Annotated in this window: 26 protein-coding genes and 1 pseudogene; 13 read left to right on the forward strand and 14 right to left on the reverse strand. The window is 69.7% G+C overall.

Features of this window, described 5'->3' with window-relative positions; genetic code table 11:
- Positions 1-251 (forward strand): universal stress protein (locus ACIBO2_RS57780; protein ID WP_397305255.1); only part of this gene is annotated, 251 nt, incomplete at its 5' end.
- A gap of 105 nt (positions 252-356) precedes the next feature.
- On the forward strand, positions 357-626 hold the full coding sequence (locus ACIBO2_RS57785; RefSeq protein ID WP_358556189.1) for a DUF4158 domain-containing protein: 270 nt from the start codon (positions 357-359) through the stop codon (positions 624-626).
- A gap of 269 nt (positions 627-895) precedes the next feature.
- Here ACIBO2_RS57785 and ACIBO2_RS57790 read toward each other — a convergent pair whose 3' ends face one another.
- Entirely contained in the window at positions 896-2,038 is a 1,143-nt protein-coding gene (locus tag ACIBO2_RS57790) for an FAD-dependent monooxygenase (RefSeq protein WP_358556194.1), read from the reverse strand.
- Positions 2,035-2,439, reverse strand: a pseudogene (locus tag ACIBO2_RS57795) (DUF998 domain-containing protein); the annotation flags it as partial. The gene ACIBO2_RS57790 and the pseudogene ACIBO2_RS57795, both read right to left, overlap by 4 nt.
- Before the next feature lie 473 nt (positions 2,440-2,912).
- Between ACIBO2_RS57795 and ACIBO2_RS57800 the strand changes: the two are divergent.
- The 5 genes from ACIBO2_RS57800 (at position 2,913) to ACIBO2_RS57820 (ending at position 5,434) form a co-directional block, all read left to right on the forward strand.
- Complete coding sequence (locus ACIBO2_RS57800) at positions 2,913-3,356, forward strand: CBS domain-containing protein (RefSeq protein ID WP_397305256.1); 444 nt, start codon at positions 2,913-2,915, stop codon at positions 3,354-3,356.
- Positions 3,353-4,645: an ArsB/NhaD family transporter gene (locus tag ACIBO2_RS57805; protein WP_397305257.1), complete on the forward strand. Its 1,293-nt coding sequence runs from the start codon at positions 3,353-3,355 to the stop codon at positions 4,643-4,645. The genes ACIBO2_RS57800 and ACIBO2_RS57805 overlap by 4 nt, the downstream gene beginning before the upstream one ends.
- A 28-nt stretch (positions 4,646-4,673) precedes the next feature.
- Entirely contained in the window at positions 4,674-4,838 is a 165-nt protein-coding gene (locus ACIBO2_RS57810; protein ID WP_358556203.1) for a hypothetical protein, read from the forward strand.
- On the forward strand, positions 4,835-4,981 hold the full coding sequence (locus ACIBO2_RS57815; protein WP_397305258.1) for a hypothetical protein: 147 nt from the start codon (positions 4,835-4,837) through the stop codon (positions 4,979-4,981). Before ACIBO2_RS57810 ends, ACIBO2_RS57815 begins: the two co-directional genes overlap by 4 nt.
- A 123-nt stretch (positions 4,982-5,104) precedes the next feature.
- On the forward strand, positions 5,105-5,434 hold the full coding sequence (locus tag ACIBO2_RS57820) for a cation:proton antiporter (protein ID WP_397305259.1): 330 nt from the start codon (positions 5,105-5,107) through the stop codon (positions 5,432-5,434).
- Between the two features lie 11 nt (positions 5,435-5,445).
- On the opposite strand, the gene ACIBO2_RS57825 is transcribed toward ACIBO2_RS57820, so the two are convergent.
- Entirely contained in the window at positions 5,446-6,147 is a 702-nt protein-coding gene (locus ACIBO2_RS57825) for a DUF998 domain-containing protein (RefSeq protein WP_397305260.1), read from the reverse strand.
- Positions 6,148-6,293: 146 nt separating this feature from the next.
- Between ACIBO2_RS57825 and ACIBO2_RS57830 the strand changes: the two genes are divergently transcribed.
- Together ACIBO2_RS57830 and ACIBO2_RS57835 are read left to right on the forward strand one after the other, a co-directional pair.
- Positions 6,294-6,833 carry a GbsR/MarR family transcriptional regulator gene (locus ACIBO2_RS57830; RefSeq protein WP_397305261.1) on the forward strand — a complete coding sequence of 180 codons (540 nt, stop codon included), beginning with the start codon at positions 6,294-6,296 and terminating at the stop codon, positions 6,831-6,833.
- Between the two features lie 83 nt (positions 6,834-6,916).
- A complete protein-coding gene (locus ACIBO2_RS57835; RefSeq protein WP_397305263.1) occupies positions 6,917-8,032 on the forward strand; it encodes an FAD-dependent monooxygenase in 1,116 nt (371 codons plus the stop codon).
- Between the two features lie 66 nt (positions 8,033-8,098).
- Here the strand turns inward: ACIBO2_RS57835 and ACIBO2_RS57840 are convergent, their stop codons facing one another.
- On the reverse strand, positions 8,099-9,244 hold the full coding sequence (locus tag ACIBO2_RS57840; protein WP_397305265.1) for an FAD-dependent monooxygenase: 1,146 nt from the start codon (positions 9,242-9,244) through the stop codon (positions 8,099-8,101).
- A 355-nt stretch (positions 9,245-9,599) separates the two neighbouring features.
- On the opposite strand from ACIBO2_RS57840, the gene ACIBO2_RS57845 reads away from it, so the two are divergent.
- Positions 9,600-10,070 (forward strand): helix-turn-helix domain-containing protein, encoded by a 471-nt coding sequence (locus ACIBO2_RS57845; protein ID WP_358556224.1) that lies wholly within the window; start codon positions 9,600-9,602, stop codon positions 10,068-10,070.
- A gap of 486 nt (positions 10,071-10,556) precedes the next feature.
- Here the strand turns inward: ACIBO2_RS57845 and ACIBO2_RS57850 are convergent, their stop codons facing one another.
- On the reverse strand, positions 10,557-11,081 hold the full coding sequence (locus tag ACIBO2_RS57850; protein WP_358556227.1) for a hypothetical protein: 525 nt from the start codon (positions 11,079-11,081) through the stop codon (positions 10,557-10,559).
- Positions 11,082-11,414: 333 nt separating this feature from the next.
- Between ACIBO2_RS57850 and ACIBO2_RS57855 the strand changes: the two genes are divergently transcribed.
- Positions 11,415-12,353 carry an Acg family FMN-binding oxidoreductase gene (locus ACIBO2_RS57855; RefSeq protein WP_397305266.1) on the forward strand — a complete coding sequence of 313 codons (939 nt, stop codon included), beginning with the start codon at positions 11,415-11,417 and terminating at the stop codon, positions 12,351-12,353.
- 104 nt (positions 12,354-12,457) lie between these two features.
- Here ACIBO2_RS57855 and ACIBO2_RS57860 read toward each other — a convergent pair whose 3' ends face one another.
- Both ACIBO2_RS57860 and ACIBO2_RS57865 read right to left on the reverse strand, forming a co-directional pair.
- Positions 12,458-14,038, reverse strand: a complete 1,581-nt coding sequence (locus ACIBO2_RS57860) for an ABC transporter permease (protein ID WP_397305267.1) — start codon at positions 14,036-14,038, stop codon at positions 12,458-12,460.
- Positions 14,035-14,937 (reverse strand): ABC transporter ATP-binding protein, encoded by a 903-nt coding sequence (locus tag ACIBO2_RS57865; RefSeq protein WP_397305268.1) that lies wholly within the window; start codon positions 14,935-14,937, stop codon positions 14,035-14,037. Before ACIBO2_RS57865 ends, ACIBO2_RS57860 begins: the two co-directional genes overlap by 4 nt.
- A 219-nt stretch (positions 14,938-15,156) precedes the next feature.
- Between ACIBO2_RS57865 and ACIBO2_RS57870 the strand changes: the two genes are divergently transcribed.
- Positions 15,157-15,903, forward strand: coding sequence for an HAD-IA family hydrolase (locus tag ACIBO2_RS57870; protein ID WP_358556238.1), 747 nt, complete (start codon positions 15,157-15,159; stop codon positions 15,901-15,903).
- The gene (locus ACIBO2_RS57875; protein ID WP_397305269.1) at positions 15,903-18,806 is read left to right on the forward strand and encodes a pyridoxamine 5'-phosphate oxidase family protein; all 2,904 of its coding nucleotides are present in this window, start codon (positions 15,903-15,905) and stop codon (positions 18,804-18,806) included. The genes ACIBO2_RS57870 and ACIBO2_RS57875 overlap by 1 nt, the downstream gene beginning before the upstream one ends.
- 122 nt (positions 18,807-18,928) lie before the next feature.
- On the opposite strand, the gene ACIBO2_RS57880 is transcribed toward ACIBO2_RS57875, so the two are convergent.
- The 7 genes from ACIBO2_RS57880 to ACIBO2_RS57910 all read right to left on the reverse strand — a co-directional run bounded on the left by ACIBO2_RS57880 (position 18,929) and on the right by ACIBO2_RS57910 (position 23,675).
- The gene (locus ACIBO2_RS57880; RefSeq protein ID WP_397305287.1) at positions 18,929-19,216 is read right to left on the reverse strand and encodes a glycine radical domain-containing protein; all 288 of its coding nucleotides are present in this window, start codon (positions 19,214-19,216) and stop codon (positions 18,929-18,931) included.
- Complete coding sequence (locus ACIBO2_RS57885; RefSeq protein ID WP_358556244.1) at positions 19,217-19,765, reverse strand: nitroreductase family deazaflavin-dependent oxidoreductase; 549 nt, start codon at positions 19,763-19,765, stop codon at positions 19,217-19,219.
- Between the two features lie 126 nt (positions 19,766-19,891).
- A complete protein-coding gene (locus ACIBO2_RS57890) occupies positions 19,892-20,752 on the reverse strand; it encodes a universal stress protein (protein WP_358556247.1) in 861 nt (286 codons plus the stop codon).
- 422 nt (positions 20,753-21,174) lie between these two features.
- The gene (gene hypE, locus ACIBO2_RS57895; RefSeq protein WP_397305270.1) at positions 21,175-22,224 is read right to left on the reverse strand and encodes a hydrogenase expression/formation protein HypE; all 1,050 of its coding nucleotides are present in this window, start codon (positions 22,222-22,224) and stop codon (positions 21,175-21,177) included.
- Positions 22,221-23,309, reverse strand: a complete 1,089-nt coding sequence (hypD, locus tag ACIBO2_RS57900; RefSeq protein ID WP_358556253.1) for a hydrogenase formation protein HypD — start codon at positions 23,307-23,309, stop codon at positions 22,221-22,223. Before hypD ends, hypE begins: the two co-directional genes overlap by 4 nt.
- Complete coding sequence (locus ACIBO2_RS57905) at positions 23,293-23,526, reverse strand: HypC/HybG/HupF family hydrogenase formation chaperone (RefSeq protein WP_397305271.1); 234 nt, start codon at positions 23,524-23,526, stop codon at positions 23,293-23,295. Before ACIBO2_RS57905 ends, hypD begins: the two co-directional genes overlap by 17 nt.
- Entirely contained in the window at positions 23,517-23,675 is a 159-nt protein-coding gene (locus tag ACIBO2_RS57910; protein ID WP_358556259.1) for a hypothetical protein, read from the reverse strand. Before ACIBO2_RS57910 ends, ACIBO2_RS57905 begins: the two co-directional genes overlap by 10 nt.
- Positions 23,676-23,704 lie beyond the last annotated feature (29 nt).

Genomic DNA, 23,704 nt, shown 5'->3' on the forward strand with positions numbered 1-23,704 from the left:
TCGCCGACGAACAACTCGCGTCGTGGCGGGAGAGACACCCGCAGGTCAACGTGATCGCGGACGTGCGGTGCGCCCACCCCGTCAACGCGCTCGCCACCGCCGGCGACCGGGCCGACCTGCTGGTCGTTGGCTCGCACGGCAGGAACGCGATCGAGTCGATCGTCCTCGGCTCGGTCAGCCGAGGCGTCCTGCACCACGCCCACTGCACGGTGACGGTGGTGCGCGCCAAGAACGCGCCTACTCCGGCATGACATCCGGCTCTCTCACCACGCCAGGGAGGGCGGCAACAAGCCCAACAGCAGCGCAACACCATGGCCGCGGCAAGACGGAAAGCATGTTCGCGTGCATGGAGGATTTTGGTCGACTTCCTGAGCGACTCAGAAGCGGCGAACTACGGCCGTTACGACGGTCCGCCCTCCTGGGCCGAGATGGAGAAGATCTTCTTCCTCGACAACGAGGATATGGCACTCATCAAGGCGCATCCCGGCTGGCACATCAGGTGTGGCTTCGCCCTCCAGCTTGTGACCGTTCGCTATCTGGGGTGCTTCCTGGTTGATCCGCTGGAGGTGCCGAACGAGGTCCTGGACGTCGTCGCCGCCCGGCTGGGGATCGAGGATCCGTCGTGAACTGCCTGGCGCTGTGGAACACCACCTACATCGACGACGCCCTCATCCGCTGCGCGAGCAGGGCTACCCAGTGCAGGAGGCGGACGTGGCCCGCCTGTCACCGTTCATCTGCAAGCACATCAACGTGCACGGCCGCTACTCCTTCTACCATCACGAGCTCGGCGGAGCCCGGCGCCCCCTCCGTAACCCCCCGAGACGCCCGACGCCGAGGACGAGGAGGACTGAGTCGCTGTGCAGCGCCCCCTATCGCTTTCGGCTGTGTCCGCGGCCTATGCCGAACGGGAAGCGCGCTGCAGCCGGGCGGCGGCGGCCACGGCGGGCCACAGGCGGGTGGCGAGGTTCCGCACCATGATGCCGACTCGCGTCGCGGGGACCAGGAGCGCCGACGCCTGTGTGATGGTGCGCTGCTTGGGGTCGACCAGGCGCCGGTGAGCGGCTTCGTATCGGCGGAAGGCCGCCTCGGGATTCTCCGGACCCGCGGACAGTTCCTCGGCGAGGGTGCACGCTCCCGCCATGGCCAGGGTGGAGCCGTCTCCGAAGAGTGACACGCAGGACGCGGCGTCACCGAGTAGGACGATCCGGCCGTTCCACCAGCGCGGCAGGCGTACATGACTCACCGAGTCGAAGTAGAGGTCGTCAGCGGTGCGCACTTGCTCAAGAAGTTCGGGAGCGCGCCAGGAGACGTCCTGGTACGCGCGCGTCAGCAGCCGCTTGTGCTGCTCGTTGTCGCGGTGGTCGAAGCCGGGTTCGGCCGCACTGCGGTACAGGAAGAACGCGCCGCTGGGTGTGGAGCTGACGGCGAGCGCTTTGCCAGGGACGTTGTGCATGAGGATGTCCCGACCGGTCTCGAACGGGCCGGCGAGCGGCATCGTCGCGACGTAGAGGCCCATGTGACGCAGGAACCCGTTCTCGGTGGTGAACGTCAGTCGACGGGTCGTCGAATGCAAACCGTCGGCACCGATCACCAGGTCGAATCGACGGGGCCTGGCGCGCTCGAAGGTGATCTCGATTCCGTGCCCGTCCTGCTCAAGGGTCGCGATGGAGTCGTCGAAGAGGTATTCGGCATGGTCACGACTGGCCTCGTACAGAATCGAGGCGAGATCGCCGCGCGGTAACTCGATCTCGCCCGGCCGTTGAAAGGCGCGCATGTCCATCCGGCCGACCCGCTTGCCGGCCGCGTTGACGAAGGTGAGGCCTGGCGTACCGGTGGCGGCCTCGCGCAGCCGGGGCAGGATGCCCATCCGTTCAGCGACGCCTACGGCGGGGCCTCTGACGTCTACCGGGTTTCCGCTGGAGCGCGGCGTTCCGGCACGTTCAACGACGGTGACGTGGAAGCCGTGCCTGGCTAGCCAGTAGGCCGCTGTAGGCCCGGCGACGCCGGCTCCGGAGATCAGGACTGTCCGCTCGGTCATGGCACCTCACTAACCTGAGGAAGATTTTCCGGACATCTCCACGGATACTTAACTGCCTCCCATACCGTGCTCCTTCGCTGCCCTGGTGATGAGCACGGCCGGCCCCCAGATCTTTCATCGCTCAGGCCTGCGCGGCTGCATGGTGGTGGCGGCGCAGACGAACGCCGACGGCGATGATCCAGGCGAAACCGACCAAGAGGGCGGCGTGCTCCAGCAATCCGGCGGGTGCGGGCCGTGAGAAGGATGGGCCCCAGGCTGCTGCGCGTCCGGGGGGAAGGGTGCCGCGCGGCCCCGGCGGCGAAGGCGAGCAACAGGAGGCCGCCGATCACGAAGTTGGCCGTTTGCAGCCGGCCGCGGTCGCCGGTGCCGCGTTGGCTGGCGCCGTGATGCCAGAGGCTGTAGCCGGGCCGGGTTGGTGCCGTCGATCAGGATCAGAGCCGGGACGAACACGCCGGCGGCGATGCCGCAGCCGAGTAGGGTCGTGGTCGGGTGCATCGCAGGCAGCCTCCTCGCTCCGCGATCCCACAGATCGCGGGCCGACCAGGCTTCCCGGCTCACCGACACCCGCACCCCACCTGGGGGCACGATCTTCCAATTGCTAGGAATGTAACACCTGGCCGCCCGTCCGGCCAGGTGTCGCGTCGCCGCGGTGAAAGCCTGGTGCGGGGCCATTTCTCTGCCGCGATCCCACGTCAGCGTTTTCCTGAGTGCGGTGGGGATGTCCAGTGCGCGGCTGTCTCTTCGCAGGTTCGCCACGTTGATGACCGGCACCCGCCACTGTGTCTGATCTTGACGCTTGTTGATAGGTTCTCTACAGGTGCGCCGGGAAGTCTGGTCGGCAGTCTTATCGCCGACCGTGAAAATGGGGCCCGCCGTGCGCGCTTGTGACCTGCTCGCCACCTTCCCGACCGTCACCGCCGACACCCCAGTGATCGAGGCCGCCCGGCTGCTGGCCGGCCAGGACCTGCCCGGCCTGATCGTCGTCGACGAGCGCGGGCTACCGGTCAGCATCCTGCCTGGCACCCAGGTGCTGCGCCTGGCCGTGCCCGGCTACTGCCTGGACGACCCGGCGCTGGCCCGGGTGGTGGATGAGAAACACGCCGATGCGTTCGCCTCCTCTCTGGCCAGCCGGACGGTGCGCCAGGCGCTGCCCCCTGAACGGCGCGAGCTGCCGGTCACCGATCCGGACGCCACCGTGCTGGAGCTCGCCGCGTTGATGGCGCGCACGCACAGCCCGCTGGTCGCGGTCGTGGAGCAGGGCCGGCTGCTGGGCGCGGTCACCCTGCAGGCGCTGCTGGACCGGGTGCTGGCCGCATGACGGTGCTGGCCTGGCTGTCGGTCGCGGTGTTCCTGGGCGCGTATACGCTGATCGCCTCGGAGAAGATCCACCGGGTGGCGGCCGCGCTCGGCGGGGCCGGGATCATGCTGGCCATCCACGCCACCGATGCCGGAGCGGCGTTCTTCTCCGAGACCAGCGGCGTCGACTGGAACGTCGTCTTCCTGCTGCTGGGCATGATGGTGATCGTCGGGGTGCTGAAGCGGACCGGCGTGTTCGAATATCTGGCCATCTGGGCGGCCAAACGCGCCCGCGGCCGGCCGTACCGGCTGATGGTGCTGCTGGTGGTGATCACCGCTTCGGCATCGGCGCTGCTGGACAACGTCACCACAGTGCTGCTGATCGCGCCGGTCACGTTCCTGGTGTGTGAGCGGCTGGCGCTGCCGGTGGTGCCGTTCCTGATCGCCGAGGCGATGGCGTCCAACATCGGCGGCGCGGCCACGCTGGTGGGCGACCCACCCAACATCATCATCGCCAGCCGGGGAGGGTTGAGCTTCAACGACTTCCTCATCCATATGGCGCCGATGGTCGTCGGGCTGATGGTCGTGTTCGTCGGGTTGTGCTGGCTGCTGTTCCGTAAGGCGTTCGTCTACGATCCGGAACGCGCCGAGGAGATCATGGCGCTGGACGAGCGCGAGGCGATCGCCGACCACCGGCTGCTGTGGCAGAGCCTGGCGGTGCTGGCGCTGGTGATGGCGGCCTTCGTACTGCATCCGGTGTTGCACTACGAGCCGTCGGTGGTGGCCATCCTCGGAGCGGGCCTGTTGGTGGCGGCCACCGAGGTGACCACCGAGCAGGCCATCGCCGAGGTCGAGTGGCCCACCCTGGTGTTCTTCATGGGCTTGTTCGTCATGGTCGGCGCGCTGGTGCAGACCGGCGTGATCGGCCAGGTCTCCCGGCTGGCCGTGGAGGCCACCTCGGGGCAGCTCGCCCTGACCACGATGGTGCTGCTGTGGGCCTCGGCCGGGCTGTCGGCGATCGTGGACAACATCCCCTACGTGGCCACGATGAGCCCCATCGTCGCCGACCTGGTCCAGGCCAACGGCGGCAACGGCGCCGGGCAGGTGCTGTGGTGGGCGCTGGCCTTCGGCGCCGACCTGGGCGGCAACGCCACCGCCGTCGGCGCCGCCGCCAACGTCGTCGTGATCGGCATCGCCGCCCGCAACGGGCACCCGATCAGCTTCTGGCAGTTCACCAAGTACGGCCTGATCGTCACGGTCGTCACCGTGGCGCTGGTGACGCCGTACCTGTGGCTGCGCTACCTGACCTGACCCGACCCACCGGAGCGAAAGGCAGCCGATGCGTGCGGATGAGCTGGCCGTGCATACGGAGTGTGAGGAGACGGTGCTGGTGGTGCGCCTGGAGGGTGAGCTGGTCTGGCCTGCGGCGGGCGGGCTGAGCACGCGGGTGCAGGAGTGCTTGCCGCCCGGGCCGGCTGTGACGGTGATCGATCTGTCGGGGTGAGGTTCCTGGGCTCCTCCGCAGTGGCGGCCCTGCTGGCGCTCTACCGGCGCCTGGCCGAGGCGCAGGCGGTAGTGGCGTTCCCCGGCCTCCGGTCGGCCGACGGCTTTCCTGCGGCGATCCACTATGAAGGAGAGGCCGTCTGATGGGCTCGCTGCTGCTCGCGTTCGCGGGCATGCTGTTACTGGCCGTGCTGCTGTCCAGCCTGGCCCACCGCACGATCTTGTCGACGGCGGCGCTGTTCCTCATTGCCGGGTTCGTGCTCGGCGATGGCACGCTCGGCGTGGTGTCGCTGGCGCCCGGCGACGAGCTGGTGGGCACGCTGGCGGAGCTGGCGCTGTTCGCGGTGCTGTTCACCGACGGGATGCGGGTGGGCTGGGCGGAACTGCGCAAGCGCGTGGCGGCTGCCGGGCCAGGCGCTCGGCTGGGGGCTGCCGCTCACCCTGGCCATCACCGCGGTGGGTGCGCACTACCTGGTCGGGCTGGGCTGGACCGAGTCGCTGCTGATCGGCGCGATCCTGGCGCCGACCGACCCGGTGTTCGCCGCGGCGCTGGTCGGCAATGAGAAGGTGCCGCCCCGGCTGCGCCAGTGCGTGTAGCGGCCCTTCTCCTACCACCGTGTGTGGGCGCGCGCCGCCGGAGAAGGGGCGCTCGCGCGGCGGCCGCTGGCGTGACGGCGGAGCAGGTGCACGGCCAGGGCCGCTACCCAGCAGAACCCGGCCAGCAGCGAGAGGTGTTCGAGCAGGCCCGCGGGGGCCGGTCGCCAGATGCCCTGGGTGTCCAGGCGGTAGGCGATGCCGGCGGCGAAGGCGAAGACAATGATGAGGGTCCCGGACAGCCGGGAGTAAACGGCCCAGCGGCGGCTCGTCTGACCCAGGCGTCCGGCCAGCACGTACGCGGCGGCGCTGAGCCCGGCGAACAGCAGGAAGCCGGCCACCTGGTGGACGACGCCGGCGGTGGTGACGACGTGCGGCTGGCCGGGCGGGTAGCCCAGCGCGGGATCGGTAGGCACCAGCCCGGCCACGACCAGGCCCGCCGCCGTGGCCGCGAGCAGAATCGGCCCCCAGGTCGCGCCGCGCCCGCCGCGCAGGGCGCGGCGCACCCCGGCGGCGAAGGCGGCCAGCAGCAGCCCGCCGAGCACGAAGTTGATCGTCTGCAACCAGGCGCGCTCGCCGGTGCCGAGCTGGCTGGCGCCGTGGTGCCACAGGCTGTAGCCGGGCCGGGTGGCGCCGTCGGCCCACAGCAGCGCCGGCACCAGGACACCGGCGGCGATGCCGCTGCCGAGCAGCACCGACAGGGTGCGAGATGACATCGGGACGGTCCTCCTGTTTCTCCGCGACGGATCGTCGCGGGCCGACCAGACTTCCCGGCTCTCCCACAGCACGCCCCGGCCGGGGCGTATCCTGATACAGCTATTTTAGCGCATACTGAAACAACTGCAAGAGAAGGAGATCCGGCGTGACCGAACAGGAACCACTGCTGGAGTGGGTGGAGCGGGTCGCCATGTATCTGGCCCGCGATGGCGTGCCGCCGATCGCCGGGCGGGTGCTGGGCTGGCTGATGGTCTGCGACCCGCCGGAGCAGTCCGCCGGGCAGATCAGCCAGGCGATCGGCGCCAGCCGCGCCTCGCTGACCTCCAACCTGCGGCTGCTGACCGGCATGGGTTTCCTGACCTGGCGCACGCGGCCGGGCGAGCGGACCGTCTACTACCGGATGGCCGAGGACGCCTGGGCGGTGGTGGCCCGCCAGCAGATCGCCGGCATCACCTCCTTCCTCGACATCACCCGCGACGGCCTGGACCTGGTCGGCCCGGACGACGGAAGGGCCGCCCGCATCCGCCAGGCGCACGCCACCTTTGAATGGATGGCAGGCGTGTTCAAGGGCGCGCCGCCCCTGCACCCCGACCCCGCCAACCCGAACCCCACCAACGCAGGCCCTGGCAACGACCATGCCGGCGACGAGCCCGCAGGCAATCTTGACGATGAGGAGACACCGTGACCGGTCGGGCGATCGTGGTCGGCGGCGGCATCGGCGGACTGGCCACCGCCGTGGCCCTGCACCGGATCGGCTGGTAGGCCGTCGTGCTGGAGCGGGCGGCCGAACTCGGCGAGATCGGCGCCGGCATGTCCCAGGCCCCGAACGCCATGCGCGCGCTGGCCGAGCTCGGCGTGGGTGAGCAGGCGCGCGCGGCCGGGGTACCCACCTACTCCGCCGGCAACCTGCGTGTGCCGGACGGCCGCTACCTGCAACGCGCCCGACCCGGCGACCCGACCCCGTTGACCGCCTTCCACCGCGCGGACCTGCACCGGGTGCTGCTGGAGGCGGTGCCCGCCGGATGGGTGCACACCGGGGCGGAGGTTACCGGTATCCGGCACGATCAGGACGCGGTGACGGTGACGTGGAGCGGCGGCGAGGCCAGCGCCGACCTGCTGATCGGCGCCGACGGCATCCGCAGCACGGTGCGCCGGCTGCTGTGGCCGGACGCGCCGCCGCCGCGTTTTCTGGGCCGCACCGCCTGGCTGGGCATCGCCGAGGCCGGCACCGGCGCCTTCGCGGACGCCGACGGACTGTCCGGCAGCGTCACCATGGGCCCCGGCGGCTACTTCCTGATCCACCCGATCAGCCGCGGCCGCGCCTACTGGGCCTACGTCACCACCGCCGACCAGGCCGGCGTCCGCTACCCAGGGGAGAAGAGCGAGGCGGCCCGCCGCCTCGCCTCCTGGCATGAACCGATTCCGGCGCTGATCGCGGTCACTCCGGAGCAGGCGGTGATCCATATCGACATCTGCGACCTGGACGCGCTGCCCACCTACGTTCGCGGCCGGGTGGCGTTGCTCGGCGACGCCGCGCACGCGATGAGTCCCGATCGCGGTCAGGGCGCCGGGCAGTCCCTCGAAGACGCCGTCGTGCTCGCCGTAGCCGTCGCCGAGGAGTCCACTGGCGAGTCCACCGGTGTGTTCATGGTCGAGGCCGCGCTGCGCCGCTACGACACCGAGCGCCGCCCGCGCACCCAGGCCACTGCGCGTGGTGCCCGCGCCGACGGGCGGCGCACCACGTCGGCGGCCGCGCACCGGGCGCTGGTGACCATGATCCGGCTGATGCCGGCACCGCTGTGGCGCAAGGGCATCACCGCCGACGGCAACGCCACCTGGCGATGGCAGCCGCCGCACCTGCCGTCGCCGACCACCCGCCACTGACAGTGATGATGGAGAGGAGCGACCCTTTGCCACCCCGGGAGTTGGGCCGGGTCGTCACCGGCGGGTTCAGCCTTTGATGAAGCGGCGGGTCATGTACCGGCGCACCGGCGGCAGTGCGGCCATACGCAGCGGCAGCTGGGTCAGCCACAGCAGGAGCGAGTTGGCGGGGGCGTAGACGCCTTTGACCCGGCGGCCGAGTTTCTGCTTCTTGTCCACCTCCGGCCGTAGCGCTGTCTCCCAGGCGGCCAGGGCGGCGCCGATGTCGCCGCCGTGGCGTTCCAGTTCGGCGCCGAGCCGGTCGGCGCCGCCGACAGCCAAGGCGGAGCCGTAGCCGGCGAACAGGGTGACGCACCAGGCGGCGTCGCCGAGCAGCACCACGCGGCCGCGGCTCCACTGGGGAGCGACGACCTGGCTGATGGTGTCGAAGTAGACCGAGTCGGTCCTCGCCATGCCCGCCAGGACCTCAGGAATGACCCAGCCGAGGTCACCGTACACCTGGGGCAGCACCGTGGCGGGGTCGTCGCCCCGGGCGCCGCGTGCGGTGCGGTAGCCGAAGAAGGCGACGTTGCGGCCGTCTCCGGCGCTGATGACCGCGACGGTGCGGCCGCGCGAGGACAGAGTGCCGGTGGTGCCGGGCGCGATCGCGGCGGGGCGCTGATCGAGCATGTAGACGGCGACCCGGTGCTCCAGGTCGAGCAGGTAGTCCTCTTCGGGGCCGAAGACCAGGGCGCGGGTGGCCGAGTGCAGGCCGTCGGCGCCGATCAGCAGGTCGGCGTGCTCCACGGTGCCGTCGCTGAGGGTGGCGTGCACGGCGCGGGTGTCCTGGTCGACGGCGGTGATGGTGGTGCCGAAGCGGATCTCGGCGCTGTTGCGCACGTTGTCGTACAGGACGGTTTCGAGGTCGCCGCGCAGGATGTTCATCGTCCGGGGGCCCATCGTGGCGGCGATGGTCTCGCGGGTGAGGGTGAAACGCCGTTCGCCGCCGGGCTTGTGGTAGACGAGCTCTTCGGTGATGAAGGCACGCTGGAGCAGGGCGGGCAGGATGCCCATGCGTTCGGCGGCGTCGTAGCCGATGCCGCCGAAGGTGACGCCGTAGCCGCCGCTGCGGCGCGTGGGGGCGCGTTCGATGATGAGGCTGTCCCAGCCGATCTGGGACAACCGCAGGGCGGCGGCCAGGCCGGCGATGCCGGCTCCGATGATGATGGCGCGCATAGAAGGTTCCTTGCTGAAGCCGGTTGAAGGGTTAGAGCTGGTCGAGGACGCGGTGTTCGACGGCGGGGTTGAGCCAGGTGCCGGGTGAGGGGGCGTCCGGGCGCGGGGCGGGATCACGATGTCACGCTGCGCCCGCACCGGGCGCCGGATGACGGGACGTACACCGAACAGCCGGCTGAGCAAGGTCATCGGGGGTCATCTCCTCGTCGGCACGTGAGAACTCACGTCGCCGACCAGGCTTCCCGGCACACCATCGAATCTCCGGAACGGAGCTGATGTCAGCAATATAGCGAATCTTCAGAAGTTTCTGAACACTTCCGAGGTTCGCTATCCTGTCGCCTATCGGAGGTGGCGGGTGAACGACAGAGACGAGCAGTGGCAGGCGGCCGAACGGCTGGCCCTGACCCTGACCGAAGGCGGCTTGCAGCGCATGGCCGCCCGGACACTGGCGGTGTTCCTGTTCACCGACGCCGAGACGGTCACCATGGGCGAGATCGCCGACCGGCTCGGCGTCAGCGCCGGCTCGGTCTCCGGCTCGGTCAAGTCCCTGCTATCGGTTGGCCTGATCGAACGCCTGCCGGCGCCCGGCAGCCGCCGCGAGCACTACCGGCTCCGCGATGACGCCTGGGCCACCTTGTTCACCAGCCAGAACACCGTCGTCCAACTCATGCTCGCCGCCGCCGAAACCGGCATCGCCACGACCATGGCCACCGATCCCGCGCATCGACGGCTGACGCAGATGCGCGACTTCTACCAGTTCATGCTCAAGGAGATCCCCACTTTGCTGCACCGCTGGCAGGAGCATCAGGCCACGCGTTCCAGATGATCTTTCCCGCGAAGACCGGAGCCGGGGATCGAGCGCTACCTCGATCTGGCCGTGCGCGGGGTCCGCTCGCCGGAGGTCCCCGCCAAGATCGCCCGGCATCTGCAACGCTTCGGCACCTGGATCACCAGCGGCCTCGGGCACGACCGCCTGTCGGCCCTCACCCCGCGCGAGGTCACCGCCTGGCGCGACCACCTGGCCGCCGCCGACAACCGCGGCCGCGACGGGCGGCCGGCTCCGATGGCCGCCGCCCAGGTCCGCACCGTCAAGAACGTCGTCGACCGGATCGAGGCCTTCCACGAGCTCAAGGGTCGACGCCACCGCGGCGCGCCTGCACGCCCACGCCCGTCCGGTCCGCGACCGGGCCATCGTCTATCTGCTGTTCGGCACCGGCCTGCGCCGCGCCGAGGTGGCGGGCCTGACCGGCGGGGTCCACACGGAGCCAACGCCCACCTCCCGGCGTCGGAGGTGGGCGTTTGGCCGTTCGCACTACTTCAGCCAGGCGTTGCGCTGGACGATTGGCAGGTTGCCGAGTCCGAGGGTGGTGCCCGCGCCGGCGAGGGCCAGGCCGATGAGGACGATGGCGTAGATGAGGTGTTCGTCCATGAACGGGTTGTTGGCCAGGGGTAGTTCGGCGGCCCACATCAGGACGAGCATCGCGGTGCCGGCGCCGGCGGCGATCCGGGTGCCGACGCCCAGGACCAGCGCCAGGCCGATGCCGAGCAGGCCGGTCATGAACAGCCAGTCCACCCAGGCCTGTCCGGCCAGGCTGGAGAAGAGGCCGCCGAGCGCGTTCTCGCCGGTTCCCTTGAGGAACCCGGTCGTCGGGCTGCCACCCTCGATCCAGGCCCGGTTGGCCGGAGTGGCGAAGCCCCAGCCGAAGGTCTTGTCCAGGAATGCCCACAGGAAGATCCACCCGATCGAGATCCGGGCGACCGCCCAGACGTAATCGACAGGACGGTGCGCGGCGATGGCGCCGCTCTCCAGGACGGGCCTGTTGATGGTGGTGGCCATGATGGCCCCCTTTCAGTGCTGATCCGTCGTTCTTCTCACGCCCTAAGCACACCGCTTCTCGTGTTCTCCCAGCAGTGCCGTACGACCCGCAGCACCAGGACCTTGGTCCCCTCGATTCCAGCAGGCGGAGGCGAGCGGTCACCTGACCGTGTCCGGCGAGTGGTTGTCGGCCGGGCTCCGCTTGCCGAACGGCGGCCAAGACGGTCCAGGGCTGTGGAGAGGTCCCGGCCACGGCGGCGTTGGTCCCCCGCTGCCGGTGGGACCTTCGGCAGGACCTCCGCCCCTAACGGCACTCCCTCTCACAGAACAGCCTCAGCACCAGGGAGGTGCGTCATGACCATTGCACACACCATCGACCTCGCGGCCAGGCGGCTGCTCGTGGCGGCCGGGGAAGCGCCTTCGGTGCACAACACCCAGCCCTGGCGGTTCAGGGTGCGCCACGGCGATGTGATTGAGATGCTGGCCGACTGGGACCGCTGGCTGCGCGTGAGCGATCCGCGCGGGCGTTCACTCCACGTCAGCTGCGGCGCCGCGCTGTTCAACCTGCGCGTCGCGGCTCACGCGGCCGGACGCAGACCCATGGTTGAGCTGCTTCCGGCTGCGCAGGAGGTGCCGGAACTGCTGGCCACCATGCGGTTCGGCACGTGGGGGCCGCCCTCGGCTGAGATGCGGGAGCTGTACGAACTCATCCCGTACCGGCGTACCAACAGAATGCCCTACAACGAGCGTCTCATTCCGGCTCCGGTGCTGAGCGAGATGCGCGCGGCCGCCTCGACGGAGCGCGCCAGCCTGATCTTCCTGGACCCGTGCGGCGTCACCGACATGCTCGACTACGCCGCCATCGCGCAGGACGAACTGGCCGGTGACAAGGACTATCTCGCCGAGCTGGCCACATGGACCACCGGCCGGGGGGTACCCGCTCACGTACAGGGACCCCTGGCCGTCGGCGAGGTGGATCCGGTCCGTGACTTCGGGCGCCGGGCAGGCAGCACGCGCTTCGAGTCGCGCCCACAGCTAGCGGTGCTCGCCACCGGCTCCGACGGGCCGATGGACTGGCTGCGCGCCGGACAGGCATTGCAGCGCGTGCTGCTGGTGGCGACCAAGCACGCGATCTCGATGTCGTACCTCAACCAGCCTCTTGACCTGCGTGACATGCGACGCCGCAGCGACCCGCACCACCGGAGCGGGCATCCCCAAATGATCATGCGGCTCGGCTACGGCCCGATCGTGGCTCGCGCTCCTCGGCGCCCCGTCACCGACCTCCTGGCCTGACCAAGGGGCCGCGAACGCCGAGACTCCGGACGGATGCGGATCACCAGGCTGGAGGGGATGAGGATCTGCCCGTTGAGGACGACAGGTCCTTTCCGTGCCAGGAGTCACGCCTCGACTCGGTGGACGGCGCCTCTCCTGCCTTCCTTGACGGCGAGAACCGCGGCTCCGGCGAGCGTCCAGGCGGCCACCACGGCGAGGTCTGCCCAGGGCCACGGCCGTCCAGCCGGGTCCAGCATGGCGAGTAGCGCGTGGGAGATGTGCCTGAGAGGGAAGACGCCGCCGACCGTGCGAAGGATCTCAGGTAACTCGCCACCGACGACGAACACGTCGGAGACAAAAGCCAGGGGCAGGAAGGTGCCGAGGGTGATCGCGTTGACGGTCTGCTGCTTGGTCACGAACGCCACCATGACGGCGCCGAGGACCGCGAAGCACACGCTGCCGAGGACGATCGTGGCGAGCATCCCAGGAATCACGTCAGGCTCAATCCCGACCCCGTAGCCGAGCGCGGCCACCACCGCCAGCACGACAGTGGTGATCAGCGTGACCACGAGGGCGGTAGTGAGGTTGCCCGCGTGGTAGGCCCAGGGCGGCAGCGGCGTGCCGGCCAGCCGTTTGAGCACCCCTCGCTCCCGATCGCCGGCGATCGTCTCGGCGATGTTGACGTAGGAGGCTACCCCCACCGTGTACGTGATCATCGCGGCGAACATGAACACCGGTAGCCGGACGCCGGCGACCTGCGCATCGCCGAAGACCAGCGAAATCAGCGCGAGCAGCAGCACCGGCAGGACCAGCGTGAAGAACGCGGATGACAGGTCGCGGCGCGTCCTGATGACCGCGTGCCCGGCCTGACCGGCCAGCAGGCGCCACGACGAGGGCCGACCCCGCCGTGGCGGCGGCAGGTGACGCACCGCACGAGCCGTCCCCCGCCGGGCCGGAGGCTGTTCCCAGCGGAAACGCCACACGGCCAGCGCCGAGCCGCCGATCCCCCAGGCCGCCAGCACCGCCAAGTGGTCGGCGGAGAGGCCGGTGCCGGTCAGGAACGGGTTCATGGCGTCGCGGACGGCGTTGGCCAAGTGCCGCAGCGGGAAGATCCAGCCCACAACATCCAGCCAGGCGGGGAGCCGGGCGCCGACAAGGATGATGTCGGAGATGAACGCCAGCGCCAGCACCACCCCCGTGCCGAGCAACTGCACCGCCGCAGCGCTGCGCACCAGCGCGACCACGGCGAAACCGAGCGCGGTGAAGCAGAACGCCCCGACCAGCAGGGTGAGGAGCAGCGCAGGCAGCGTGCGCCAGACCATCTGCACGTCGTAAAAGACCAGGCCCGCCGTAAGCAGCAGGGCGACCGTCATCACCGCGATCACCAGCGACGCTCCCACCAGCCCCGCCAGCACCGCCCACGCGGGCACCGGCGTGCCGCGCAGCCGCTTCAGCCAGCCGCGGTCGCGCAGATCGGTCAGGTGGATGGCCAGCGCGCCGAAACAGCCCTGCGCGACACCGAACACGGCCATGACCGGGATGACGAACTGCATCACCCGCACGCCCGACCGGGGCTCGACGACCTGGTTGCCCATCGCGGCACCGACGATCACCGCCATCAGCAGCGGCATCGCGACGGTGAAGACGGCCGCCATCGGGGTGCGGAAGAAGGACCGGGTCTCATGCCAGACCAGCCGCAGGATCATGATGTCTGTCCGCCCACCAGGTCGAGATAAACGTCCTCCAGCGACGGCCGCGCCAGCGACAGCGAGGTCAGCTCGATGCCGCGCCCCAGCGCCCAGCCCGTCAGGACATGCGTGTCGCGAGCGGGCTGCTCGGTCCGGACAGACACCGACTGGCCGCGCGTTTCGATGTGCCCTGCCAGGAGCGGCAGGTCGGCCGGCCTGGTTCCCTCTGGCAGCCAGAAGGACAGCACGCTGGTGCGCTCGGCCGCGATGAGGGTGTCCGGCGCGCCAACCGCGACCAGTCCACCCTCGCGCAGCACCGCCACCCGGTCGGCGAGATGCTGGGCCTCGTCCATGTAGTGGGTGGTGAGCAGGATCGTCGTCCCGGACGAGCGCAGTCCGTCGATCAGTTCCCAAGCGTGGTGGCGGGCCGAAGGGTCGAACCCGGTGGTCGGCTCGTCCAGAAACAGCAGCTCCGGCTGGCCGATGAGACCGAGCGCCAGATCCAGGCGACGCCGCTGCCCACCGGACAGCGTCCGCACGCGGGCACCGCGCTTGTCCTTCAGCCCCACCTGCTCCACCACCTCATCCGGATCACGCGGACGCGAGTAGAACCCGGCGTACAACCGGACCAGCTCGAAGACGGAGAACTCCTCCTCGAACCCGGCCTCCTGCAACACGATCCCGATGCGTTCCCGGTAGGGTCGGCCGCCGGTGGCCGGATCGAATCCGAGCACTGATACCTGGCCGCCGTCACGTCCGCGGTGTCCCTCCAGGATCTCCACGGTCGTTGTCTTGCCCGCGCCATTCGGCCCGAGCAGCGCGAACACCTCGCCCCGCTCGACAGTGAAGCTCAGCCCGTCGACGGCCTTCACTGTCCCGTAGCGTTTGCGCAGTCCTTCTACGATCACAGCGGACATGTCGGCTCCTTCCGTCCGGCCTCCAGCGTCCTCCGCGTTCATCGGATGTGGCAGGGCCGAAGGACATGCCAATCGGCCCGTTACGGGGCCAGGATGCGCAACGCAGGGACATGAGTGAGCTTCTCCGGCCGCCTGGGTGCTGACCGAGCCCGGCAGCACGCCGGCGCAAGGGTCTAAGGGCCCTGTCTGCGGCGGAAGCGACTGGGTACCGTCATCGGTATGGCCGCCCTTGACCTGACCAAGCTGCGGGCCGTGATCTTCGACACCGACGGCGTCGTCACCGACACGGCCCGGGTGCACGCCGCCGCGTGGAAGCACGTGTTCGACGGCGTCCTGCGGGGCCGGTCCGCACCGTTCGACATCCGTGATGACTACCTGCGTCACGTGGACGGCAGATCGCGACTCGACGGTGTGCGCATGTTCCTGGCCTCCCGCGGCATCACGCTGCCCGAAGGCGGTCCCGGCGACGAACCGGGCGCGCCGACCGTACACGGCCTCGCAATGGCCAAGGACGCGCTGTTCGTGGCGGAGATCGCCCAGCACGGGGTGACCGCCTTTCCTTCGACCGTCGACTTGCTGCATGAGTTGCGGCGGCGCGGTTGCCGCACCGCGGTGGTGTCGGCCAGCAGGCACTGCCGTATGGTCGTCACCTCCGTGGGCCTGATGCGTCTGTTCGACACGGTGGTCGACGGCAACGACTCGGCCAGACTCGGCATGCCCGGCAAACCTGATCCGGCGCTCTACCTCGAAGCCGCCCGACGCCTGGAAGTGGCCGCAGGAGACACGGCGATCGTGGAGGACGCGCTCCCCGGCGTCGAGGCCGGGCGCAGGGGCGCCTTCGGCCTGGTCATAGGGGTGGACCGCGGCAGGTCGCAGGAGGCGGCGATGCGCCGTGCGGGGGCGGACGTCGTCGTGCCGGACCTGGCAGAGTTGTCCGTTACTGGGCGTGTCCCTGTGAGGCTGTGATGAACCCGTGGGTGCTCGCCTACGAGGGCTTCGATCCGGCCTCGGAGGGGTTGCGCGAGGCGCTGTGCACGCTCGGCAACGGCCGCTTCGCCACCCGCGGTGCCACGCCCGACGGCCGGATCCGCACGCCGGGCACCTATCAAGCGAGTTGCTACGACCGTCTCACCTCCGAAGTGGCGGGCCGGACGGTCGTCAACGAGGACCTGGTCAACCTGCCGGACTGGCTACCGCTGACCTTCGCCACGCCGGGCTCGAACTGGTTCTGCCCTGAGCAGGCCGACCTGTTGGACTACTCCCAGAAGCTCGACCTGCGGCACGGAGTGCTGCTCCGGGAACTGCGCTGGCGCGACGCGCAGGGCCGCGTCACGCGGGTACGGCAACGCCGCCTGGTGTCCATGGCCGATCCCGCCCTCGCCGCCCTGGAGACGACCTTCACCGCGGAGAACTGGTCCGGCCCGCTCCGCGTCCGCGCCACCCTGGACGGGCGGGTGACCAACAGCGGCGTCGCACGCTACCGTGACCTGCGCGGTGACCACCTGACGGGGCACACCACAGGCGGGCAGGACGAGCTGACCTGGCTGACCGCGACCACGCGCTCCTCTCGCATCACCGTCGCGCTCGCTGCGCGCGTCGACGCCCCCATCCCCGGTTCCAGTTCCGACGATTGCGACCACATCACCACGGAGCATGTGCTGGACGCCGTGGAGGGCACGCCGGTGACGCTCACGAAGGTCGTCGCCCTGCTGACCTCGCGCGATCCCGCCATTCACGACCCGCTCTCAGCCGCCCTACGGCGGGCGCGGCTGGCCGCGGGCTTCGCCGAACTGCTGGACGCGCACGAGGCGGAGTGGGAGCGGCTGTGGGAGCGGGCCGCTGTGGACGTGGACGGGCCCGAGCTGTCGCAGCTCGTCCACCTGAACGTCTTTCACCTGCTGCAGACGCTCTCCCCGTACACCGCCGACCTGGACGCCGGCGTACCCGCTCGTGGCCTGCACGGCGAGGCGTATCGCGGACACGTGTTCTGGGACGAGCTGTTCGTCCTGCCTTGGCTGAACCTGCGCTTCCCCGAGATCTCACTCGGCCTGCTGCGCTACCGCTGGCGGCGCTTGCCCGAGGCCAGGGCGGCGGCCCGCGCCGCCGACTTCGACGGCGCGATGTTCCCCTGGCAGAGCGGCAGCGACGGCCGCGAGGAGACCCAGATCTACCATCTCAACCCCGCCTCGGGACGCTGGCTGCCGGACGTCTCCCACCTGCAGCGCCACGTCGGGCTGGCCATCGGCTACAACGTCTGGCAGTACTACCTGGCCACAGGGTCCATGCCGCCATGGTGCGCCGAGTTGCTGACCGACATCGCCAGGTTCTTCGCCTCGTTGGCCGTACTCGACCCCGTGTCGGGACGGTATGAGATCCACGGCGTCATGGGACCGGACGAGTACCACACCGCCTACCCGGGGGCCGCCTCCCCCGGCCTGGCCAACAACGCCTACACCAACATCATGACCGTGTGGCTGCTGTCACATGCGCTCGAACTTGGCGGAGTCGGCTCGGAGGAGGCCGCGCGGTGGGAGGACATCACCCGGCGCATGCGGGTCGACTTCCATGACGGCGTCATCAGCCAGTTCACCGGCTATGCCGAACTCGACGAGCTTGACTGGGCCCGTTACAAGGGTGTGCGCCGCCTGGACCGGGCACTCGAGGCCGACGATGACGACGTCAACCGCTACAAAGCCTCCAAGCAGGCCGACACGCTGATGCTGTTCTACCTGCTCAACGCCGAAGAACTGCTGGCGATTCTCAAACGGCTCGGCTACCCGTACGACCTCGATCTGATCTCCCGCACCATCGCCTACTACCTGGACCGCACCAGCCACGGCTCCACTCTCAGTGCCGTCGTCCACGCCTGGGTACTTGCCCGCTCCGATCGGGTGCGCTCCTGGCAGTTCTTCGCCGAAGCGCTGATCAGCGACGCCCACGATGTGCAAGGGGGCACCACCGCCGAGGGCATCCACCTGGGCGCCATGGCCGGCACCCTCGACATGCTGCAACGCTGCTACCTGGGCCTGGAGCCGAGGCCGGACGGTCTGCGCCTCAATCCCCGGCTGCCCGAGCGACTCGGCTCGTTGTCGTTGCCGATCCGCTTCCGTGGAATCCGGCTCGCCATCGAGGCCGATAACGAAAGTACCCGTGTCGACGGCGTCACTCTGCCTCAAGGCGCCGCTCTCACCATCACCGAACAGGAAATGATCATGACAGATAGTGGTGACTTCGGACGCCGCGTGAGCTACCACCGCGACCGGCTCGGCCTCACCCTTGCGCAGGTCGCCGACCGCGCGGACATGTCGGCCGAATACATCGGGCATCTGGAAGGCCATCTGGGCGCTCCGGACCGGAACACCGTGGCCCGCCTGGCCGCTGCTCTGGAAACGACCGTTCAGGACCTGCTGGGCGGTGGCCGTGATCGCCCGCCCGGTCCCGGCGCGGCAGCGGAGAAACCCGTCCTGGAGATGCTGGAGCCGGAGGAGTGCTTGCGGCTGGTCGCGCCAGGTGGCATCGGCCGGGTGGCGTTCAACGGCTCGCACGGGCTGACAGTGCTACCCGTCAACTACAAGCTCCACGACGGCGCCATCGTCTTCCGCACCGCCCGCGGTGGCCCTATGGACCAGGACCTGCGCACCGGGCTGGAGGGCGTGGACATCAAGATCGCTTTCCAGGTGGACCGGATCGACGAGGCCCAGCGGGCGGGCTGGAGCGTCCTCATCCAGGGCCCCGCCCACCATGTGCCGGAGGACGAAGCGATCAAAGTGGCCCATGCCGATGTCACGCCATGGGCCGGCGGCGAACGCCACCTGTACATCCGCATCGTCCCGCACCAGATCACCGGCCGACGTATCCACGGCCTTTGAGTGGTGTGCCTGGCTGGGCGCCGGCGGACCAGCATCTCAGGTGCTGATCACGCCGGTGCCCGGTGGGGCCGGCGGGTGGCACAGCTCGGTGGCGGCCTGTTGGAGGTGGGCCTGGCGGGTGTTCACAGTGATCCGTGGAAGGTGCGGTTGATGACGTCGCGTTGCTGTTCGGGGGTGAGGCGGATGAAGTTGACGGCGTAGCCGGAGACGCGGATGGTGAGTTGCGGGTAGCGGTCGGGGTGCTCCATGGCGTCCAGCAGCACCGCCCGCGTCAGGACGTTGACGTTCATGTGAAACCCGGCGGCGTCGATGAGCTCCTGCGCGCGTTCTTCGGTGATCAGCCCTTCGGCGAGGTCACGCTGGAGGTAGATGTCGATGAAGGTGGAGGTGCGGGTCCAGGGGCCGTTCAGTCACGCCATCTCCTGCGGGCCAATGGCATCCGCATTCAGGACTTCGTCCTCCGATGGCCGACTGCTTGCGATCGGGGCCGGCACGATGCGGAAGACGGTGAACCGGTTGGCGATCTGCTGGAAGTCGGCCACCGGAGCGTGCCGGTCCACGGGAATGTGCGGCCGGGCGCCCGGCGCGACAGCCAGGTAGCGGCGCAGGATCGGGGCGCGAAGTTCGCAGGCGACCTCCTCCAGCAGGATCCTTTCGCGGCGGCCGTGTCGCAGGAGCGCATGCCCCTTGGCGGCGCGTACGTTGCCCACCCAGTTGGCCTTCTCCCCGAGCATCGACACCAGGTAGCGCTCGCCCTGATAGTCCGCGACGACCAGCGGGAAAGAGATCATGCGCCCGCTGCGGCGGCCGCGCACCTCCAAAGTCACCATCCGGGCGGGCATCAGCACGCCGGTCGCATGGAGGATGGCCGAGAACCGGTTCATCGCCCGTGCCAGACGGTTCGGGCGACCGCCTCGATACAGCCAGCGCGGAAAGCTCTTGGCATGTGTGGTGTCCATCGCTGCCTCCTTTGTGGGGGTGTCGTTTCCAGCACACCAAAGTGGCGGCGGATCGGGCAGTGCCGATGGGCCCTCCCCGCCGGGACTTCCGCCCCTATGGCTGCGGGGTGCCCGCGAGTTGTCCTTCTACGGCCGCGGCGAAAGATCCGCGGAGCGGACCACCGCGACGGGACAACGCGCGTGGTGGAGCACCCCTCTGCTGACGGAGCCGAGAACCAGCGAGCCGAGCGCGCCGCGGCCGTGGGAGCCGACGACGATCAGATCGCACGCTGTGCTGGTGAGCGCGTCGACGGGGTGTACGTTCTGGACGTCCTCAATGACCTTCACCTGGGGATACTTCGCCCGCCATCCTGCGAGGCGCTTGCTGACGACCTCGCGCTGGGCGGCACGGACCTCGCCCAGGTCGTAGGAGATCTCGGGAGCGAAGTTGTGCACGGGCAGCTGCCAAGCGTAGATCAGGCGCAGCGTGGCCCCACGCAGCCTGGCCTGCTCGAAGGCGTAGCCGAGCGCCGGCTCACAGGTATCGGCGTCATCGACGCCGACACCGATCTCGCCGACCCGCTCGCATGGCTCGGCACGCACCACCACCACCGGGCAGTGGGCCTGCCCGGCCACCTGCATGGTCACCGATCCGAGCAGAGCTCCGGCGAACCCGCCCAGCCCGCGGTTGCCGATGACCAGCTCGCCCGCCTCCTGCTCTTGCAGAACAGCCGCAGGCGCACCGTCGAGCGACCGGGTGCTCACCTCTACGGTCGGCTGCCGGGCACGCGCGGTCGCCTCAGCCGCTTCCAGCACCTTTCCCGCCGCCTTCCTCAGGAGTTCCTCCTGATCCGCGGCCGGAAATCTGATGGCGTCGTACAGCCGCCGATCCACAGCGTGCACGATCCGCAGCTCAACACCCATTCGAAGCGCGTCGTCGGCGGCCCACTCGACCGCCGCGGTGCTGGGAGTCGAACCGTCCACACCCGCAATGATCAGGCCGGTCATGATGTCCCCCTCGTCCGGCTTTTACGGCAACGACTCTCCAGCGCCCACCGTCGTCCTAATGCCCCGTCGTGGACGCGACGGGGGCGGAGCCGTCTGCCCCGACCATGACCCGTCCAGGCATCCTCCCCCTGCCTCACCTGTTGGCTCCCCCACGGCCTCCACTTCCCAAAACGAAGAAAAAGACACGATCGGCCGACCCCTTGACCCGCGGAAACAGGATCGGACGAAGATCGACTCGCGGCACAGAGGAGATCGCCACGTCCATCGCCCTGATCACTCATCTACTCGACAGGCCTGGCACGGCACCGGCAGATCCGGCCCCGGTCGAACGATCCTCCGCGGGGGCCGGACTCGTCGAGGGCTGGCGCGGCACGATCGCCCACCGGGTCGAACTCGCGCCCGACGGAGCGCTGACCACGCGATCAGCAGATACGGGGTAGCTGCTCTCCCACCAGCATGTCGACGACCCTGGAGGATCCGACCAGGGTGCGCGTGGTGACGCGACCCGGATGGTCGGCGACCACGGTGCCGATGCGCGTGGCCGCTGCCCCTTCCGGCCGATCACGCATCGCGGCGAGGACCGCTTCCGCCACGGCCGGGTCTACGAACGTCACCAGGCAGCCCTCGTTGGCCACGTGCAGCGGATCGAGCCCCAGCAGGTCGCATGCGGCGGCCACCTGCGGGGGCACGGGTATGGCTTGCTCCTCCAGCTCGACACCGACGTGGGAGGCGGCGGCCAGCTCGTTGAGCGCGCTGGCCAGGCCGCCTCTGGTCGGGTCGCGCATCACGTGCACACCGCGGCGTCCCGCCGTGATCATCGCGGCCATGAGGTCGTGCAGCGGCCGGCAGTCGGAGGCCAGCTCGCTCTCGAAGCCGAGCCCTTCGCGGGTGCCAAGGATCGTGATGCCGTGCAGCCCGATGGGGCCGGACAGCAGGATCACGTCACCGGGCCGGCCGTTCGCGGCGGCCGGCGCCGCATCGGGCAGCCGAACGCCGATACCCGTGGTGGTGACGTAGATGCCGTCGGCCGCGCCCTTGCCGACGACCTTGGTGTCGCCGGTCACGACCCGCACGCCGCAGGCGCGGGCCGCCTGGGCAACGGAGGAGGTGACGCGGCGCAGCTCGTCGAGCGGCAACCCCTCCTCCACGATGTAGGCCAGGCTGAGCGCGACCGGTACGGCGCCCATCATGGCCAGGTCGTTGACCGTGCCGTACACGGCCAGCGACCCTATGTCGCCACCGGGGAAGAAGCGCGGCGTGACCACGAACCCATCGGTGGACATCACTACCTGTGGCGCGCCGGTGGTCACCACTGCCGCGTCCTCGATCGCCGGGGCCCCGAGGCGCGGGGCGAGGTCGGCGAGCAGCTCGGCCATGAGCTGGCCGCCCGATCCGTGGCCGAGTAGCACCCGCTCGTTCTCGGCGAGGGGTGTGGGACATGTGGCCGCGATCGGGTCGAAGGCCGTGGTCATGACGTCTCCCGTCTCGTCCGTCCGGCATTGTGAAAAGCGGCGCATGTGCCTTCGGCTGACACCATCGGCGCGCCCAAAGGACGGCGCGGGGTGCACGAGGTTCTGTAGGCGGCGCAGTCGAGCGGGGTTCGCGTGCCACGCAGGATGTCCCCCGCGATGCAATCGGGATGTTCGCCCGCGCTCACACCACCGACGCCGAAGCGGAGCGTGGCGTCGTACCGTTCGAACTCCGGCGCCAGGACAAGACCGCTCGCAGGAATCTCTCCGATGCCGCGCCACGTCTGGTCGCTGACTCGGAAGACCCGCCGGACGGCGTCCTGGGCGAAGCCGTTGCCGGTCCGGCGGACCGCGCGGGCGTACTGGTTCTCCACCTCGCACCGTCCCTCTTCGAGCTGGCGGACCGCCATGAGGATGCCCTCCAGCAAGTCCAGTGGCTCGAACCCGGTGACCACGATCGGCACGCGGTAGCGGGCGGCCAGCGGTTCGTACTCGGTCCACCCCATCACCGCGCACACGTGCCCGGCCGCCAGGAAGGCGTCGACCGACGCCGACTCCATGATCGCGGTCATCGCAGGAGGCACCAGGACGTGGCTCACCAGCACGCTGAAGTTGGGCAAACGCTCCTGGGCCGCGCGCAGCACGGCCATCGCGTTGGCGGGGGCCGTGGTCTCGAAGCCGACCGCGAAGAACACCACCTCCCGGTCGGGGTTCGCGCTCGCCAGCCTTACCGCGTCCAAGGGTGAGTAGACCACGCGCACATCGGCGCCACGGGCCTTGGCCGACAGCAGGTCGGCACCGGATCCCGGCACGCGCAGCATGTCGCCGAACGACGTGAAGATCACCTCGGCGCGGCCGGCGATGGCCAGCGCTCGATCGATGGTGGCCAGCGGCGTCACGCACACGGGGCAACCGGGACCGTGCACCATGCGTATCGGGATCAGCTCGTCGATGCCCTGCCGGACGATCGTGTGCGTCTGCCCGCCGCACACCTCCATGATCGCCCAGCGTGAGGTGGCGGCGGCACAGATATCGGCCACGAGACGCCGGGCCAGCACCGGATCGCGGTACTCATCGAGATATCTCATCCAGCCCTCCAGGGATCGCGCGCAGCACCGCGAGCGTGCGCACCGCCTCGGCCTCGTCCAGCAGCGAGATCGCGAACCCTACGTGCACGATCACGTAGTCTCCCGGCCGCGCCTCAGGGGTATATGACAGGCACACCTCCCGGCGCAGGCCGTCGAAGTCCACGGTGCCCATCTCACCGGCGCGAACCATGATCCGCCCGGGCACGCCTAGGCACATGGGGACACCGCCGCTCGGCCGGAACCGCCATCGGTCTCGGCCGCTGCGGGCAGCCTCACCGACCGGGTGAGCGCCGCGTAGGCGAACTCCGAAGGGACCATCGGCATATCGGCGGCGGACAGGTCGGCGATGCGCGGCAGATCCTTCATGAGACCCTCCTTTCCCTCATCGGTTCGCT

It is taken from the genome of Nonomuraea sp. NPDC050022, assembly GCF_044460705.1.
Lineage (GTDB): Bacteria > Actinomycetota > Actinomycetes > Streptosporangiales > Streptosporangiaceae > Nonomuraea.

Coding starts and splice junctions, on each gene's coding strand:
- ACIBO2_RS57790 (WP_358556194.1), bottom strand. CDS start 2,038: ATGACCGAGCGGACAGTCCTGATCTCCGGAGCCGGCGTCGCCGGGCCT.
- ACIBO2_RS57805 (WP_397305257.1), top strand. CDS start 3,353: ATGACGGTGCTGGCCTGGCTGTCGGTCGCGGTGTTCCTGGGCGCGTAT.
- ACIBO2_RS57810 (WP_358556203.1), top strand. CDS start 4,674: ATGCGTGCGGATGAGCTGGCCGTGCATACGGAGTGTGAGGAGACGGTG.
- ACIBO2_RS57820 (WP_397305259.1), top strand. CDS start 5,105: ATGGCACGCTCGGCGTGGTGTCGCTGGCGCCCGGCGACGAGCTGGTGG.
- ACIBO2_RS57825 (WP_397305260.1), bottom strand. CDS start 6,147: ATGTCATCTCGCACCCTGTCGGTGCTGCTCGGCAGCGGCATCGCCGCC.
- ACIBO2_RS57840 (WP_397305265.1), bottom strand. CDS start 9,244: ATGCGCGCCATCATCATCGGAGCCGGCATCGCCGGCCTGGCCGCCGCC.
- ACIBO2_RS57850 (WP_358556227.1), bottom strand. CDS start 11,081: ATGGCCACCACCATCAACAGGCCCGTCCTGGAGAGCGGCGCCATCGCC.
- ACIBO2_RS57855 (WP_397305266.1), top strand. CDS start 11,415: ATGACCATTGCACACACCATCGACCTCGCGGCCAGGCGGCTGCTCGTG.
- ACIBO2_RS57860 (WP_397305267.1), bottom strand. CDS start 14,038: ATGATCCTGCGGCTGGTCTGGCATGAGACCCGGTCCTTCTTCCGCACC.
- ACIBO2_RS57865 (WP_397305268.1), bottom strand. CDS start 14,937: ATGTCCGCTGTGATCGTAGAAGGACTGCGCAAACGCTACGGGACAGTG.
- ACIBO2_RS57870 (WP_358556238.1), top strand. CDS start 15,157: ATGGCCGCCCTTGACCTGACCAAGCTGCGGGCCGTGATCTTCGACACC.
- ACIBO2_RS57875 (WP_397305269.1), top strand. CDS start 15,903: ATGAACCCGTGGGTGCTCGCCTACGAGGGCTTCGATCCGGCCTCGGAG.
- ACIBO2_RS57885 (WP_358556244.1), bottom strand. CDS start 19,765: ATGGACACCACACATGCCAAGAGCTTTCCGCGCTGGCTGTATCGAGGC.
- ACIBO2_RS57890 (WP_358556247.1), bottom strand. CDS start 20,752: ATGACCGGCCTGATCATTGCGGGTGTGGACGGTTCGACTCCCAGCACC.
- hypE (WP_397305270.1), bottom strand. CDS start 22,224: ATGACCACGGCCTTCGACCCGATCGCGGCCACATGTCCCACACCCCTC.
- hypD (WP_358556253.1), bottom strand. CDS start 23,309: ATGAGATATCTCGATGAGTACCGCGATCCGGTGCTGGCCCGGCGTCTC.
- ACIBO2_RS57905 (WP_397305271.1), bottom strand. CDS start 23,526: ATGTGCCTAGGCGTGCCCGGGCGGATCATGGTTCGCGCCGGTGAGATG.
- ACIBO2_RS57910 (WP_358556259.1), bottom strand. CDS start 23,675: ATGAAGGATCTGCCGCGCATCGCCGACCTGTCCGCCGCCGATATGCCG.